Genomic DNA, 15761 nt, shown 5'->3' with positions numbered 1-15761 from the left:
CTCTCAGCGTCTCGCCCCGCTAGCCCTTGCTCACCGCCACCAGGATCTCCGGCAGCCGGCGGAGGACGCCCGGCGCGGTCAGCCGCAGCCCGAGTACGGCCACGACCGCGCCGTACACCGCGCCCACCGGCAGCACCAGCCACAACAGCCCGTGCAGCCCCGCCACATGGAGCCCGATGGTCAGGCCGATGACCGGCAGACACAGCAGGCCGCCCATGAGCACGCCGACCATCATGCTGATCCAGGCGATCCCGCCCTGCCCCGGTGCGACGTTCTTGTTGCCGTCGGACGGGATCGAGTACGGGAAACGCACCGAGGCGAAGGCCCCCGTCGCCACCAGCGCACCGAGCAGCGCCAGCGCCACCCCGTACACCTCGGGGAAGGCCGCCCAGTCGTCGAGGAGTGCCGCCGAGCCGAGCACCACCAGCGTCACGTACGGCACCGCGATCACGGCCACCGCCAGCGCCCGCCCGGCCAGCTCCAGGAACGCGTCGCGGCGCGTGGCGAGTGTCGAGGCGACCATCCAGAAGGCGGAGGTGTCCTGCCCGAACTGGTTGTACATCTGCAGCCCGAGCAGCCCCGCCGCCCAGCACGCCGTATAGACGCTGCCGCCGCCCTGCACCGCCGTGACGACCGGGAGGATCAGGCCGACGCCGAGCGCCGCGGCCCAGCCCATCTTCGTCTTCGGGTCGCGCCAGCCGTACAGCAGCGTGCGCCGCATGACCGTCCCCGTACGGCCGTCCGGCAGCAGCCGCTCCCAGCCGCCGGCGCGGCCGTCCCCCTTGCGGCCGCTGTCCTTCTCGATGGCCTGCAGGGTGGAGGAGTCGGGCGAGGTCATGACAGTGGTCAGCGTGCGGCTCCACCACCAGAGCAGCAGGACGAGCGCCAGCGCCGTCAGCGCGAGGCCGAACACCGCGCGCCCGTAAGCGCCCCGGCCCGCCGCGTCCACCGCGTCCACCGCGGAGGCGGGCGGTATCCAGCGCAGCACCGCGGCGGCCGGTTCGAGGACCGCGAGCCCCTGCGACTGGGCGAGCTTCTGCGCGGCGAGGTTCACGCCCTGCGCGCCGAGCGCGACGAACAGGCCGCTGAGGACGGCGAGATCGCGGCCGCGGCGGCTGGTCAGCAGCCGTACGTTGGCGGTCGCGATGGCCCGCGCCAGCGCCGCGCACACCAGGACGATCAGCACGGTCGCGATGATCCCGACGATGACCGCGGCCGCGCCGTGCGCGACGGCGACCACGGAACCGGCCGCCAGTACGACGGTGAAGACCGGCCCGACGCCGATGAGCGAGGCGATCAGCAGCGAGCCGATCAGTGGCCGGGGCCGCAGCGGCAGCATCACCAGCCGGGTCGGGTCCATCGTCTCGTCCGCCGTCGGGAAGAACAGCGGCATCGCCGCCCACCCGAGCGTGAGGATCGCGGTGAGCAGCACGGCCAGCGCCGGCGCGCCGGACACGCCGCGCAGCAGGATCAGCCCCAGCAGCAGCCCGGCCGCGAACAGCAGCGTGACGGCGATCGAGATGACGTACGCGGCGGTGCGCCCCGGTGACTGCCGCAGCCCGTTCTTCAGGAGCGACAGCTTGAGCCGTACGAAGAGGGGCGTGAGGGCCGGGGCCGGCGGGGCGGCGGCCGGCGTGCCCACCGGGCGGGTGGCCGTGCTCATCGGGCGCCGCCCCCGCCCAGCCAGTCCAGGTTCTCCCCGGCCCGCGCGCGGCTGCCCGCGCCGACCAGTTCGAGGAACGCGTCCTGCAGCGAGGGCGCGTCACCGCGCACGTCGCCGATCGGCCCATCGGCCCGGATCTTCCCGCCCGCCATCACGGCCACCCAGTCACACAGCGACTCCACCAGCTCCATCACATGGCTGGAGAAGATGACGGTCGCGCCGGACCCGGTGTAGCGCTCCAGTACGCCCCGAATGGTCTGGGCCGACACCGGGTCGACGCCCTCGAACGGCTCGTCCAGAAACAAAATCTCCGGGTTGTGCAGCAGGGCGGCCGCCAACCCGATCTTCTTCCGCATCCCGGTCGAGTAGTCCACGACCAGCTTGTTCCGGGCCGCGGACAGATCGAGTACGTCCAGCAACTGCCCGGCCCGCTTGTCGACCTCGTCGCCGGGCAGCCCCCGCAGCCGCCCGATGTACGAGAGAAGTTCGCCGCCCGACAGCCGCTCGAACAGCCGCAGCCCTTCGGGCAGTACCCCGATCCGCGACTTCACGGCGACCGGGTCGCGCCACACGTCATGCCCGCCGATCTCGACCTGGCCCGCGTCCGGCCGCAGCAGCCCGGTCACCATCGACAGCGTGGTCGTCTTCCCCGCGCCGTTCGGCCCCACGAGCCCGATGAACCGCCCTGCGGGCAACGTCAGATCGATCCCCGCAACCGCGGTGTGATCTCCATACTTTTTCCAGAGACTGTGGATACGCACCGCCGCCGGCGCCTCCGCCGTGCCAGCCTGTTCCCCAGCACCCGAACTTTCGGTCGTCACTCGGTTCCCCTGTCCTCGGACGTCAAGGCAGGACCCGGTCAAGCCCCCGCCGTGCTCCAACGATATGCGGCGGACGCGAGACCGGGCGGGATGAGGAGCGACCTGTACATACGGAACGGGCGGCGGGGGAGGGGGAGGGGGCCCCTGGCCCGCCCCGCCTCTCAGCGCCCCCGGCCCTCTCCTCCTCGCCCCGCAGCCCGATCGCCGAAGGTCAGTTAGCCCGGGCCCGGTGATCCGGAGGGTCTTTGCGAGCGGGGGCGTGGGCTTGGGGTCGTCCGTGCGCTGAGTCGGCAGCGGGGCTGGGTGGCGGCGGGGCGGGGGAAGACGGTGTGAGCCGAGTTGGCCGTACGTCGCGCGGAGGCGGCCGGGCAGGGGCGCAAGTGACGCTTCCCCGCGCCCTCGCTCACCCGCCCCTCACCGCCCCCTGGCTGCCGATGCCTCCAGGCCGCAGGCGTACGTGAGGGTGTCGAGGAGGTCTTCTGTGGCGGGGAGCCAGCGGTTGGCGGGGGTGGGGTGGCGGGCCCATTGGACGGGGGCGTGGCGGCCGGTGCGGGTGGGGGGTGCGGCGATGTAGGTGCCCTCGCCGTGGGTGGTCAGGTCGAGGGTGGCGGGGGAGGGGCGGGACTGCTTGCGTACCAGGTCTTTGATCGCGGCGGCGGCGCCGGGGAGGACGAGGAAGAGCATCCGGCGGTCCGGGGTGCGGATGACCGGGCCGAGCGGGAGGCCGTGCCGTTCCATGCGGGCCAGGGCCAGGCAGCCCGCGGTCTCCGGTACGTCCAGCGCGTCGAATGTGCGGCCCGTCGGGAGCAGGATCGCCGCACGGGGGTGCTGCGTCCACAGGGTGTGGATGGCTGTCGTGCTGCCGGTGGCCGCCGTGGGCCAGTCGGCCGCGAGGGGGTGGGCGCCGGGGGTCCGGCAGTCACGGGCGCCGCACGAACAGTACGGTGCCGCACCGTCGTCTTCCAGCCATGCGCCGGGGAGTACGTCCCAATGGCGTTCCGCCGCGTAACGCACCGCAATGTCGAGCAGCCGCTCACCGCGCTGCTGGGGGACCTGTGGGGCTCCTGTGACTCCGCTGCTCTGTTCCACGAACGGGACAACTTCCGCTGTCACCAAGGGTTACGGCCAACAAGTGGCACGGCACGGCGCAACGTTCTTGCACGTGGGGCGCATGGATGCACGGGCGGGGGCGCGTACGAGGCCGTGCGGCGGAGGCTGGGTAGCCACTTGCGTGACGGGGCGGGAAGGCCGTCCGGCGGCGAGGAGTGAGCCACTCCGCGAGTGCGTATCGGTGCGTACTCGTGCACGCGTCGGCGGGCGGCGAGGAGCGTTAAGGGGGCTGGTCCGGCATTTGGTGAGTATCGCTTATGTCGCGCGGTAGCGACGCAAAAAGCGGATATCGCGGGTATGGGCGGGAAATGATGGACGGGGACGGCGTTCGACGGTGAACGCGCCGCAGTACACAGGGGGTACAGCATGGCCGCCAGGCCACTCGTCGCGCGGCAGCCGAACGAACGGCTGCAGGCGCTCATCCAGGAAGCTGCCTGTTCCAACGCCGGGCTCGCCCGCCGCGTGAACGTCTGCGGTGCCGAGCACGGCCTGGACCTGCGCTACGACAAGACGTCCGTCGCCCGCTGGCTGCGCGGCCAGCAACCCCGCGGCCGGGCGCCCGCGATCATCGCCGAGGCACTCGGCCGCAAGCTGGGGCGCACGGTCACGATCGATGAGATCGGCATGGCCGACGGCAAGAATCTCGCCTCTGGTGTGGGATTGCAGTTTTCGCCCACTGTGCTCGGCGCAATAGAGCAGGTCTGTGAGTTGTGGCGGAGTGACGTCGGCCGCCGGGACTTCCTCAGCGGCTCGACCGTCGCCGCCTCCGCGCTCGTCGAGCCGAGCCGGGACTGGCTGATCACCGGCGCCGACACCCAGGTCGCGCGCAACGCCGGTGCGCGGGTGGGGCGTTCGGACGTCGAGGCGGTGCGCTCGATGACGAGTGCGCTCAGCGAGCTGGACCATCAGTACGGCAGCGGGCACGTCCGCCCGGTCGTCGTGCACTACCTCAACAGCGTGGTCTCCGGGCTGCTCGCGGGCACGTACCGGGAGTCCGTGGGGCGCGAACTGTTCGCCGCGGTGGCCCGGTTGACCGAGCTGGGCGGGTACATGGCGGTCGATACGGGCCAGCCGGGGCTGGCGCAGCGGTACTACATCCAGGCGCTGCGGCTGGCACAGGCGGCCGGTGACCGTGGTTACGGCGGGTACGTGCTCGCCGCCAGCATGAGTCACCTCGCCGCCTCGCTCGGCAACCCCCGGGAGATCGCGCAGCTCGCGCGCGCGGCGCAGGAAGGCACCCGCGGGCATGTGACGCCGCGCGCCGAGGCGATGTTCTGCGCGGCGGAGGCGCGCGGGCACGCGCTGATGGGGGACACCCGGGCGTTCCAGTCCGTGGCCGGGCGCGCGGTCAGCGCGATGGAGCGGGCCGAGTCCGGTACGGACGCGGGCGACGACCCGGCGTGGATCGCACACTTCGACCCCGCCTATCTCGCCGATGAACTGGCCCACTGCCACCGGGACTTGGGGCAGGCGGCGGCGGCCAGGCAGCAGGCCGAGCAGGCGCTCGCCGGGCACCCCGAGAGCCGGGCGCGGCGGCGCGCGATCGGGCTCGTACTGCTGGCGAGCGCGCAGGTGCAGCAGCGCGAGATCGAGCAGGCGTGCCATACGGGTACGAAGGCGGCCGAGTTGCTGAGCGGGCTGCGTTCCTCGCGCGGCGCGGAGTATCTGGAGGACTTCCAGGCGCGCCTGGAGCCGTATCGGGAGGAGGCGGTGGTGCGGGAGTTCGCCGCGCGGCTGGAGCTGCGCGCGGCGTGACGGACGGGCCCGGGGCGGCCGCACGTCGGGCCCCGCCCCAGGCTCCGCGTCAGCACCCTCCCCGGGTCCGCCCCGGAGCGCATCCCGGCCAGCGCCCTCTTTATCCGTCGATACTCCGTAATCGACGGGTGGGGCTGTTGTGTGTCAAGTGGCCGGTGACCAGGGGACGTGGTCGAACGTGACTGCTACCCGGTAGCGTGAGCCGACGATTCCGTAAGAAGCAGAAGTAGGAGTCCCGGTGACGCAGAGCGGACAGGGCGGCGACCCGCAGAACCCTGCGGGCGGGCCCGCGCGCGAGGGCGTGGTGCTGCCCGCGAACGGCGGCGAGCCGTACGTCCCCGACCAGCAGTCCGCGCCGGCCGCCGGTCAGCCGTGGGGCGAGCCGTGGGGCCCGTCCCAGGCGCCGCAGCAGCAGGGCTCCTACGCACCGCAGCAGCCGGGCGCGTACCCGCCGCCGCCCCAGGGGCAGCCGCCGGTACCCCCGATGCCGCCGGAGCAGCCGTCCTACGGCGCCCAGCCCTCCTACGGGACCCAGGCTTCCTACGGGGCTCAGGCTTCCTACGGCGAGCAGCCGTCGTACGGCGCCCAGCCCTCCTACGGGGAGCCGCAGCCCTCGTACGGCGCGCCGTCCCCGTATGCCCAGCAGCCGCAGCAGTCCTCCTACGGGGAGCAGAACCCGTACAGCGGCCAGGCCGCCTACGGTGCCGCCCCGAGCCCCGGCTACGGCTACCCGCAGACGCCGCAGACGGCACAGCCGCCGCAGCCCGCCGCCCCCCAGCCCGTTACGGACGACCGGCCCGGTGCGGACGAGGCCGGAAGCGCCACCGGTGGCGCGCTCGTACGTGCCGAGCGGCAGGCCGGCGCGCCGCTGCCGCCCGCCGCCGACGAGCAGAGCGCGGGCGCGGGTGCGCCGCTGCCGCCGCAGAACGCCGGGCAGAACGCCGGGCCGCTGCCGCCCGCGAGCGGCGACAGCGAGGCCACCCAGCTCATCCAGCCCTTCGCCGGCGGGCCCGCCGCGCAGCCGATGCCGGCGCCGCAGGGGCCCACTGCCTCCGGCCCCATGCCCGGCTCGCTGCCGCCCGAGAACAAGCGGCCCGAGTCGGACGCCGAGTCCACGACGATGCTGCGCCGGCCCGTCATGCCGCAGGCGCCCGCCTCCCCCGATGGCACGGAGGCGGCGACCCAGCTGATCCCGCCGGTCGGCGGTGGCACGCCGCAGCCGCCGCCGGGTGCGCCGTTCGCCATCCGGCCGGGGATGCCGGGCGACCGGCCGACCCCGGCCGAGTTCGACGGCCTCTTCCGCGACGGGCCGGGCGGTGCCGGGGCCGGTGCCGCCGAGGCCGAGTCCGCCGGATCCACCCAGCAGATGCCGCGCTTCGAGCCGCCCGCGGCGCCGCAGGGCCACGGCGCGCCGCAGGGCCCCGGCGCGCAGCCCGGATACGGCGCGCAGCCGGGCCCCGGCCCCCAGTACCCCGGCAGCCACGCCGCGCAGCAGCCCGGCGGCCCCGCGCCGCAGCACTCCGGGTTCACGCCCCAGGGCCCGTACCCGCCCGAGGGCCGCTCCGGCCACGGCGGCGGCCACGGCGGCGGTGGCGGGCGGCGCCGCAAGCTCGCGCCCGCCGCGATCATCGGTGCGGTCGTGGTGGTCTGCGTCGGCGCCGGGCTCGGCGTCGGCTACGCGCTCAGCGGCAGCGACGACGACGCGAAGAAGGACGGCGGCAAGTCGTCGGCGGACACGGTGAAGCAGGGCAAGCCCTCGCCGACCGCGGACCCCGCCGAGGTACAGGCCAAGGAGCTGGACGCGCTGCTCAAGGACAGCAACAACAGCCGTTCCGCGGTGATCGGGGCGGTCGCCAACATCAAGTCCTGCACCAAGCTCGGCGCCGCGGCCAAGGACCTGCGGGACGCGGCCGGGCAGCGGAACGACCTGGTCACCCGGCTCGGGAAGCTCTCCACCGACCAGCTGCCCGACCACATCGAGCTGACCACCGCGCTGACCAACGCCTGGAAGTCCTCGGCGGCGGCCGACAACCATTACGCGACCTGGGCCGACCAGGTCGCGCACGCGGGCAAGAAGGGCTGCCACAAGGGCAAGGCGCGCGGCACGAAGGCGGCGGTGGCGGGCAACACCGCCAGCGGCCAGGCCACCACGGCCAAGAAGGAAGCCGCGAAGCTCTGGAACCCGATCGCGACGAAGTACGGCCTGACCGAGCACAGCCCCGAGCAGCTCTAGCCGAGCGGGCCCCGATCTCGCCGGGGCCCCTCAGTTCGGTCAGGCGTCCCGGCGCGGCTTCTCCAGCGTCCGTGCGAGGTTGGCGAAGCCGGAGTGCGTGGTGACCAGCCGGCCGTCCCGTACGACCTGGTAGGTCACCATCGCGTTGACGATCCGCGGGAAGGACTGCACGGCGAGCATGTCGTCGTAGCGCCAGCGCAGCTTCGGGGTGAGGCCGCCCGTGTCGACGGCCCGGTCGCCGCGGTCCAGCGCCTGCTGCAGCGAGCGCGCGGTGACCTCCTGGCCGTCCTCGGTGACCTGCTCGACCATCTGGCGCAGCACGGTGTACGCGATCCACGTCGTCTGCACCCCGGCGTCGGCGGGGTCGATGCGGTTGTCGTTGAAGGCGTGCTCGGTGATCACGTCGCGCATGGGCTTCCAGCGCCGGTCGCGCGCGTCCGGGTACCAGCCGGTGACCAGCGCGCCCTCCAGCGGGCTGGACTTGCCGCCCGTACGGTCCACCAGCGTCTGGTTCACGCTGCCGAGCACGGACGCCATCTGCACCTTCGGGTTGTCCTCCTGGAGGCGCCGGAAGGAGTCGAAGAAGGTGTCGGTGTGCTCGCCGAGCGTCGCGGTCACGCAGGAGCCCTTGGCCCGCGCGCCGAACTCCGCCGTTCCGTAGAACTCCGGATCGGCGCCGACCTCGTCCAGCGCGCTCTGCGCCGCTCCGGTGTAGTCGGTGGCGCTCTCGGGCGCCCGGATGTCGTGGGCGGGCGAGCGGCCCTCGGTGGCCAGCCCGGCGTTGAGGATCGGCGGCATCTGGTCGCCCTGGATGGTGTCGGGGCGGACCAGCGAGACGCGCTTGCACTCGGCGGCCAGCTGCCGCCCGTTGCCGGCCAGCAGCGCCGCCTGGCCGCCGTTGACCGGGTAGGACAGCGGGCTGTCGAACTCCTCGCTGGTGACGCCGTAGCCGCCGATGTACGGAATGCCGGCGGCCTCCAGCGGGGCCATGAAGGAACGGCCCTGGCGGCTGTACGAACCGACGACCGCGACGGCGTGCGCGGCGACGGCCTTCTGGGCGCAGCGCGCGGCGGCCACCGATTCGTTGTGTTCGTTGCAGGTGATGACGTTCAGGCGGTGGCCGGCGATGCCGCCCTTGGAGTTGACCCAGCGCGCGTACGCCTCGGCCATGGCGGGCATCCCGGCCATGTTCGTGCCCTTGGTGCCGGCGGGCGCCCAGGTCATCACGGTGATGGGCGCCTGGTCACCGGCTCCGGCGGCATTCCCGTCGGCCCCGGGGAGCGTGCCGCAGCCCGTCAGCAGGGCGGCCATGGCCGCCGCGCCCGCCGTCGCTGAGCGGGTCACGGTGGCGCGGTGGCAGAAGCGGGGAAAGGAACGTCGCCATCCGGTCATGTACCGGCACCCTTCCGGCCAGGGCATAACACCTGAGTGCCGTCCGGGTAACGGAAAGTGACACGAAGGTGAACAGCAGGTGAGAGGCGATCACGGGCCCCCGGCCCGTGGTCCGGTGTCCGAGAACGTACGATCGATTGCTGTGCAAGGTTCGGAGAAGTCTTCCCGTCGCGGCCGCCGCTCGACCACCATGGGCGCCATGCCGCTCACTGACATGCCGTGGTGGCGCTGGCGCGCCAATGTGCGCTCGGCGCTGCACATGCTTTCCGACCCCGTCTTCCAGCAGGAGACCTGGCTGGCCGGCCTCCCCGGCTACGGCGATGTGACCGACGCCGTGTACCGGCTGGTGGAGGACACCTGGCTGGACAACTGGTCCGCCGAGAAATATGTCGGCACGATATTCCGGGACTCCCAGGAAGCCTCGCTGGTGGATGTCGCCGTCCTGCGGGTGCTGCGCATACTGCACCAGGTCGGCGCGGACGCCCCGGTGACCGCCTACCTGGAGCACCACGGCTGGCCCGAGGCCGTACGGGCGGCACGGGACGCCCACGTCCGCATGGCGACCGCCGACGGCGAGGACCCCGACGAGCCTCCGCGCTCCCTCGAAGTACTGACCATCCTCACCAGGGGACTGGAACCGCAGGAGTGAGACCGCAGGAGTGAGCCGCGCCACGCGGACGCCGCCCGGCGCCCGGGAGCGGGGAGTACGCGGTGACCGGCGGGCCGGAATGTGCGACCCTTTGTCCTCATGAGCCAGTCGCAGCCCGCCCTCTCCGACCAGTACGTCCTGACGCTGTCCTGCCCGGACAAGCAGGGCATCGTGCACGCGGTGTCCAGCTACCTCTTCATGACCGGGTGCAACATCGTGGACAGCCAGCAGTTCGGGGACCGGGACACCGGACTCTTCTTCATGCGGGTCCACTTCCGCGCCGAGACCGCCGTCACACTGGACAAGCTGCGCGCCAGCTTCGCCGCGGTCGGCGACTCCTTCCAGATGGACTGGCAGATCCACCGGGGCGACGAGAAGATGCGCGTCATCCTGATGGTGTCCAAGTTCGGGCACTGCCTGAACGACCTGCTCTTCCGCTCCCGCATCGGCGCGCTGCCGGTGGAGATCGCGGCCGTGGTCTCCAACCACACCGACTTCGCCGAGCTGGTCGCCTCGTACGACATCCCCTTCCACCACATCCCGGTGACGAAGGACAACAAGCCGCAGGCCGAGGCGCAGCTGCTGGAGCTGGTCCGCGCCGAGCAGGTCGAGCTGGTCGTACTGGCCCGGTACATGCAGGTGCTCTCCGACGACCTGTGCAAGGAGCTGTCGGGCCGGATCATCAACATCCACCACTCCTTCCTGCCGAGCTTCAAGGGCGCGAAGCCGTACCACCAGGCGCACGCGCGCGGCGTGAAGCTGATCGGTGCCACCGCGCACTACGTCACCGCCGACCTCGACGAGGGCCCGATCATCGAGCAGGAGGTCGCGCGGGTGGGCCACGACGTCACCCCGGACCAGCTCGTCGCCGTCGGCCGGGACGTGGAGTGCCAGGCGCTGGCCCGCGCGGTGAAGTGGCACAGCGAGCGCCGGGTGCTGCTCAACGGGAGCCGGACGGTCGTCTTCGGCTGACCCCGATACGGCGCCCCCGTCCCGGCCTCTCAGAGCCGGGACAGGGACGCCGTCGCGAAGAGCACCTCGCGGATCGCGTCCCGCTCGCCGTGCTGGCCCGCCGCCGCGTCCTCGGGCGAGACGTGCCCCGCGGCCAGCTGGCAGAACTCCACGCTGTCCAGCGCGATGTGCGCGACCGTGCGGTCCGGTGTGCCGAGCGCGCCGGGCGAATCCAGCGCGATGTACCAGTGGCCGCCGCCACTGCCCTCCACCTCAAGGTGCAACGTGCGCCCCGGTGTGCCCGCCTCGACCAGCCGCCGGGGCGGCGCGGCGAGCCCGGCCCGGCGCCGTACCGCCAGCGCGGACGGCAGCAGCCGCGCCGCCAGGTCGACCATGCCGTGCATGTGGTGCGCGGCCGGGGCCTCGTACGGATAGTCCACGGCATCGGCGATGTCGCCCGCGTGCACCCAGCACTCGAAGGCGCGCTCCAGCAGGGAGTCGCGCAGCGGCAGCCGGAAGTCGCCGTAGGGCACGGCCAGTTCGGCGACCCCACGGCCCGCGAAAGCCACCGTACGTATGAGGGCGTGGCTCTGCTCGCGCCAGGGCTCACGGGTGGCGAGCGGGGACTCCTCGTGCACGCCCGTGCGCCAGTACGCGAGCGTGCGCTCCGTCGGGTCGGTGGGCGCTTCCTCCGGTACCTCGGCGCCGAGCGGGTCGGCGAGCCCGAGGGCCGTGGCGACCAGGCCGTCCACGGACATCAGATGGCCGATGACGCCCGCGACGGTCGTGGTGCGGCCGGCCTCGCGGTCGTTCTCGAACCACCGCAGCCGTACCGGGGCCCGCCACTCCGACTCGCCCATGTCCCGCAGCAGCGCGTCCAGTTTGGCGGTTTCCGCGTCGTACGGGCCCGCCCAGTCGGGCACCGGGATACGGGCCGGGCGGCGGCCCAGGCAGTTCTCCAGGACCCGGCTGCGCAGCAGCGGGTCCAGGTCCAGGCTGTCGGCGGGGTGCAGCAGGCCGACGGCGTCCCGCAGCCGCAGCGCCTCGTCCGCGCAGGCGGCGCAGTCCGTGAGGTGCGCCTCGACGGCGGCGGTCTCCTCGGGCGAGCAGGCGGCCAGCGCCCAGGCGCCCAGCAGCGACTTGAGCACGGCGTGCGGCGGCTCGGGCAGGCCGGCGCCGGCGGGGTCCTGGTCCGTAGTCCCGTCCTTCTCCGTGGCGGCGTCCTTCTCCGTGGCGGCGTCCTCGGACGTCCTCCGTTGCTCCGGCGTCCGCGGCTCCTGCGGGGTCTCCCGCTCTTCCGGCTGGTCCTTGTCCCGCTGGGGCCCGTCCGGCCGGGACGCGCGTACGTCCGGCAGCGGGCCCTGGTCCTCGGCCGGGCGGCGCGGGGACGGTATGCGCGGGCGCTCGCCGCGGCCGGGGCACGGGCGGCCGGGGCCCTCCGGGTCCTGCGGGCCGTAACGGTCCCAGTCCTCGGGGCCGTTCACAGCGCCCGTCCGTATCCGGAGCCCGGCGGCGGTGGCGCGGCGGGGCGGCCCGGAGCGGGCGGTCCCGCCTGGTGGTTGTGCGCGGTGGCGAGGAGCTGCAGGCCGAGCCGGAGCCGGCGGCGCGCCTCGTCCTCGGTGACGCCGAGGTCGGCGGCGGTCTGGCGGTAGTCGCGGCGCTGGAAGTACGCCAGTTCCAGCGCGGCGCGCAGCGGCGCCGGCATGGACGTGACGATGTAGTCGGCGCGGGCCGCGGTCGAGGCGGCGTTGATCTTCTGCTCGATCTCGGCAGGTCCGGGCGCGTCCGCGCCGCAGTCCAGCGCGGAGGCGGCCTCGGCCTGGCGCAGCCGGTGCACGGCCTGGCGGTGGGTGAGCGTGGCGACCCAGGAACGCAGCGAGCCCTGCTTGGGGTCGTACGCGTCCGGGTTCTCCCATATGTAGCCGAAGACCTCGCGAGTGATCCGGTCGGCGGCCGCCTCGTCCTCCAGAACGCGCTGCGCAAGGCTGTGCACAAGCGAAGCGAACCGGTCGTACAGCTCGCCGAGCGCGGCCGCTTCGCCGCGCGCGAGCCGCTGCTGCATCCGCCTGTCCCAGCGCGGTGGCGCTTCGTTCACCATCCACGGCCCCCCTTCTCCGCCGCCGCTGTGCCCGCCGTCACAGAAGTCCATCGTCACAGAGTCCGTTGTGCGTTCGCAGTGCGTCCACCGTGCCATCGAATGTAGTGCTCCGGTCCGCCGGCGCACCTTCCTTTACGGCAAAACGAGCCGTACGGCGACTGCGGATGGTATAGGTCCCGTCACTTTCTGATTGGCCTCCCGGTTAGAACTCGACTGATACAGACCGTTCATGCCCGTTTTTGCCCGCACGTTATTCGTGTGTGACCGGGTGCGGAGAGAAAAGCCGATGATCCAGGGCATAGCCTGGGTACTGGCAGCCTGTTGCGCGTGGAATTCTTACGAGTTTCAGGGGAGCGAGGCCGGGCAGCCGATGCGGGGAAGGGTGCGTTCCGGATGGCCTCCGGAGGCGTCCGGTCCGAAAGCGAGCGAAAGGCTTCGAGCGCGTGACGTTGAAGGTGGCAGAAGACGAGCAGGGCCGGTGGGCGGTCCTGCAGGTGTCCGGTGAAATGGATCTGGTCACGTCCCCCTCGGTGCGCCAGCACGTGCACGACGCGGTCGCCGAGGGGCGCCGCAGTGTGGTGCTCGACCTGTCGGGCGTGCAGTTCTGCGATTCCAGCGGCGTCGGCGTACTGATCGCCGCGCGCCGCCTGATGCGCTCGTGCCAGGGACGGCTGCGGCTGATCCTGCCGGCCCAGGGCGCGGTCGACGGCTCGCACGTGAACCGCGTACTCGCGGCCCTCGGCGTGCGCCGCCTCTTCGAGGTGTACCCGGACGTGGCCACGGCGGTGGACGAGGCGGCGGCGCCGCTGTCGGCTTGAGCTCGCCCCTGTCGCCTTTCGCTTCCGCCGTACCGTTTCCCCCGCCTCTTCTCCCCCATGGGGGGTGCGAGGTCCCCTTCTCAACACAGTAGCGGGAGGGTCTGACAACGGCCGCCGCCTGCTCGCCAGCCCCCCTCACCCCGCCCTCCGAGGAAACTCCGCCCGCACCACGAACCCCCCGTCCCGTGTGGGCCTCGCCTCCAGCGTGCCGCCCAGGCTCTGGGCTCGTTCGCGCAGGCCCACCAGGCCGTGGCCGCCGCCGGGGAGCGCAGGGGCGTCCGCGCCCGCGTCCGGGGGGCCGTTTCGTACCTCCACCAGGAGGCCCGCGTCCGCCGCGTGCGGCTGGGCGACGCGGACGCGGACCCGCGCCCCCGGCGCATGCTTGCGGACGTTGGTCAGCGCCTCCTGCACCGTGCGGAACGCCGCCCGCTCCACGGTGCGGTCCGTGGGCGCGTCCCCGGCCACGCCGTTCTCGTACGTCACGTCCAGCGCCGACATCTCGATCAGCCGCGGCAGTTCGGCCAGGTCCGGCTGGGGCGCGAGGTCCGACTGCGCCGCCTCGTCCGGCGTCTCGCGCGGGCCGCCACCCGCGGCGCGCAGGATGCCGACCATGTGCCGCAGCTCCTCCAGCGTCCGTACCGACAGCTGCCGGATGGTCCGCGCCCCCTCCCGCGCCGCGGCGTCCTCCGAGGCCACCTGCAGCGCCCCGGCCTGCAGGCTGATCAGGCTGACCTGGTGGGCGACCACGTCGTGCATCTCGCGGGCCAGCCGGGCCCGCTCCGTGGCCAGTACCCGGTCGGCGATCAGCCGGTCCTCGCGCTCCAGGCTGCGGGTGAGCTCCGCGACCCGCGCCGCCAGCTCGCGCCGGGTGCGGACCAGCAGGCCCAGGCCGATCGGCCCGGCCGAGGTGACCGACGCGTCGATCAGTACCAGGGTGTTCTCGCGGTACGCCGTCGCCTCCCAGTCGGAGATGGGGTACGGGAAGAAGTGCGCGGCGATCAGGAAGAACGCGCACGTACCGAGGCGGGCGCGGCCCGGCCGCAGCGCGGCGACGGTGTAGAGGGCGATCATCGGCGCGAACCAGATGTAGCCGATGTACAGGCCGGGCAGGGTGGCCAGGAAGACCGTGAGGGGCAGCCGGCGGCGCAGCAGCAGCGCGAACGCGGCGAGCAGTGAAACGCTCAGTTCCAGCGGCTGGTCGATGTCGTTGACGAGGAAGGAGTCGGCGATGCCGAGCAGGGTGGGGACGAGGAGGACGGCGCGCTGCCGCAGCCGGGCCGCGCGGGTGCCGGTCGGCGGAGGAGAGGCCGTCGGCGTCCGCCCCGCGTCCGCCGCGGCCGCCTCCGACGCCGCGCCCGCCGCAGGAGCCGTCCCGGTCGGGGCCGTCTCCGTCCGCGCGGAGGCCGGGGGCCGGTTCATCTGGGACCCCCCGCGACCAGCCCCGCCCGGTCCGCGACGATTGCCGCCTGTACCCGGTTGATGCCGCCGAGCTTGCCCAGCAGGGCGCTCACGTGGTCCTTGACCGTACTGGGCGCGAGGCCCATCCGGGCGGCTATCTGCGCGTTGCCCAGGCCCTCGCCGAGCAGCGCCAGTACCTCCGACTCCCGTGGTGTCAGGGCGCGTACGGCCTCGGCGGCCGCCGCCTGTGTCTCGGCGTTGAGGTAGCCGCCGATGACGGCGCGGGTGACGCCGGGGTCGAGCACGCTGCCGCCCGCCGCGAGGGTGCGGACCGCGCGGATGAGCTGCTCGGGGTCGGAGTCCTTGAGCAGGAAGCCGGACGCGCCCTCGCGGAGCGCGGCGGTCAGGTACTCCTGTGCGTCGAAGGTGGTCAGCATGGCGATGGCGGGGGGCTCCGGGGCGGCGCGCAGGCCGCGGAGTACGGTCAGACCGTCGACGTCCGGCATCCGGATGTCGAGCAGCACGACCTCCGCCGCGCTGCGCCGGACCGTCTCCACGGCCGTCGCGCCGCTGCAGTCCGCGACCATCTCGACGTCCGGCGCCGTCCCCAGGATCATCCGCAGCCCGGACCGCACCAGCCGCTCGTCGTCCACCACAGCGACACGGATCACCGGTCGCCCCTTCCTGTCGTGCCGTACCGACTCCGCGCGGCGGGTGCCACCCCCGCCGTCGGGCGGGGGTCCGCACGCGACCTGCGGAGGATGCCGCGGGACGGCACCCGCGGGCAGAGTGCTCTTCATGCTGCACCACTGAAGAGGCCACAAGCCGTCCACGCGGTGCAGCTCACACCGGCGGCCGCCGCGACCCCCACAC

General features: G+C 73.2%; 13 protein-coding genes. 5 read left to right on the top strand and 8 right to left on the bottom strand.

The window, feature by feature from the left end; all coding sequences use genetic code 11:
- Positions 1-19 precede the first annotated feature (19 nt).
- The 3 genes from AB0I82_RS30000 to AB0I82_RS29990 all read right to left on the bottom strand — a co-directional run bounded on the left by AB0I82_RS30000 (position 20) and on the right by AB0I82_RS29990 (position 3573).
- Positions 20-1663, bottom strand: a complete 1644-nt coding sequence (locus AB0I82_RS30000; protein ID WP_363260532.1) for a transporter — start codon at positions 1661-1663, stop codon at positions 20-22.
- Positions 1660-2484, bottom strand: a complete 825-nt coding sequence (locus AB0I82_RS29995; protein WP_363260531.1) for an ABC transporter ATP-binding protein — start codon at positions 2482-2484, stop codon at positions 1660-1662. Before AB0I82_RS29995 ends, AB0I82_RS30000 begins: the two co-directional genes overlap by 4 nt.
- A gap of 414 nt (positions 2485-2898) precedes the next feature.
- Positions 2899-3573, bottom strand: coding sequence for a bifunctional DNA primase/polymerase (locus tag AB0I82_RS29990; protein WP_363260530.1), 675 nt, complete (start codon positions 3571-3573; stop codon positions 2899-2901).
- A gap of 387 nt (positions 3574-3960) precedes the next feature.
- Between AB0I82_RS29990 and AB0I82_RS29985 the strand changes: the two genes are divergently transcribed.
- Entirely contained in the window at positions 3961-5349 is a 1389-nt protein-coding gene (locus AB0I82_RS29985; protein ID WP_363260529.1) for a transcriptional regulator, read from the top strand.
- Positions 5350-5587: 238 nt separating this feature from the next.
- Positions 5588-7582, top strand: coding sequence for a hypothetical protein (locus tag AB0I82_RS29980; RefSeq protein WP_363260528.1), 1995 nt, complete (start codon positions 5588-5590; stop codon positions 7580-7582).
- 39 nt (positions 7583-7621) lie between these two features.
- Here the strand turns inward: AB0I82_RS29980 and AB0I82_RS29975 are convergent, their stop codons facing one another.
- Positions 7622-8974, bottom strand: coding sequence for an ABC transporter substrate-binding protein (locus tag AB0I82_RS29975; RefSeq protein ID WP_363260527.1), 1353 nt, complete (start codon positions 8972-8974; stop codon positions 7622-7624).
- 136 nt (positions 8975-9110) lie between these two features.
- On the opposite strand from AB0I82_RS29975, the gene AB0I82_RS29970 reads away from it, so the two are divergent.
- Positions 9111-9623, top strand: coding sequence for a hypothetical protein (locus AB0I82_RS29970; protein ID WP_363260717.1), 513 nt, complete (start codon positions 9111-9113; stop codon positions 9621-9623).
- 99 nt (positions 9624-9722) lie between these two features.
- Positions 9723-10595, top strand: a complete 873-nt coding sequence (purU, locus tag AB0I82_RS29965; protein WP_363260525.1) for a formyltetrahydrofolate deformylase — start codon at positions 9723-9725, stop codon at positions 10593-10595.
- Positions 10596-10624: 29 nt separating this feature from the next.
- Here the strand turns inward: purU and AB0I82_RS29960 are convergent, their stop codons facing one another.
- Entirely contained in the window at positions 10625-12058 is a 1434-nt protein-coding gene (locus AB0I82_RS29960) for a zf-HC2 domain-containing protein (protein ID WP_363260524.1), read from the bottom strand.
- Positions 12055-12672 (bottom strand): sigma-70 family RNA polymerase sigma factor, encoded by a 618-nt coding sequence (locus AB0I82_RS29955; protein ID WP_363260522.1) that lies wholly within the window; start codon positions 12670-12672, stop codon positions 12055-12057. Before AB0I82_RS29955 ends, AB0I82_RS29960 begins: the two co-directional genes overlap by 4 nt.
- 443 nt (positions 12673-13115) lie before the next feature.
- On the opposite strand from AB0I82_RS29955, the gene AB0I82_RS29950 reads away from it, so the two are divergent.
- Positions 13116-13490 carry an STAS domain-containing protein gene (locus AB0I82_RS29950; protein WP_363260521.1) on the top strand — a complete coding sequence of 125 codons (375 nt, stop codon included), beginning with the start codon at positions 13116-13118 and terminating at the stop codon, positions 13488-13490.
- Between the two features lie 135 nt (positions 13491-13625).
- Here AB0I82_RS29950 and AB0I82_RS29945 read toward each other — a convergent pair whose 3' ends face one another.
- Both AB0I82_RS29945 and AB0I82_RS29940 read right to left on the bottom strand, forming a co-directional pair.
- Positions 13626-14909, bottom strand: coding sequence for a histidine kinase (locus AB0I82_RS29945; RefSeq protein ID WP_363260520.1), 1284 nt, complete (start codon positions 14907-14909; stop codon positions 13626-13628).
- Positions 14906-15559, bottom strand: coding sequence for a response regulator transcription factor (locus tag AB0I82_RS29940; protein WP_363260519.1), 654 nt, complete (start codon positions 15557-15559; stop codon positions 14906-14908). Before AB0I82_RS29940 ends, AB0I82_RS29945 begins: the two co-directional genes overlap by 4 nt.
- Positions 15560-15761: the final 202 nt, after the last annotated feature.

The sequence above is a fragment of the Streptomyces sp. NPDC050315 genome (assembly GCF_040655775.1).
Classification (GTDB): Bacteria; Actinomycetota; Actinomycetes; order Streptomycetales; family Streptomycetaceae; genus Streptomyces.
Note: the sequence above shows the minus strand (reverse complement) of the source record. Positions and strands in the feature narration are given on the sequence as shown.

Bases quoted from the DNA above. Each gene is read 5' to 3' on its own strand.
- AB0I82_RS29975 (WP_363260527.1), bottom strand. From the start codon at position 8,974: ATGACCGGATGGCGACGTTCCTTTCCCCGCTTCTGCCACCGCGCCACC.
- purU (WP_363260525.1), top strand. From the start codon at position 9,723: ATGAGCCAGTCGCAGCCCGCCCTCTCCGACCAGTACGTCCTGACGCTG.
- AB0I82_RS30000 (WP_363260532.1), bottom strand. From the start codon at position 1,663: ATGAGCACGGCCACCCGCCCGGTGGGCACGCCGGCCGCCGCCCCGCCG.
- AB0I82_RS29955 (WP_363260522.1), bottom strand. From the start codon at position 12,672: ATGGTGAACGAAGCGCCACCGCGCTGGGACAGGCGGATGCAGCAGCGG.
- AB0I82_RS29985 (WP_363260529.1), top strand. From the start codon at position 3,961: ATGGCCGCCAGGCCACTCGTCGCGCGGCAGCCGAACGAACGGCTGCAG.
- AB0I82_RS29945 (WP_363260520.1), bottom strand. From the start codon at position 14,909: ATGAACCGGCCCCCGGCCTCCGCGCGGACGGAGACGGCCCCGACCGGG.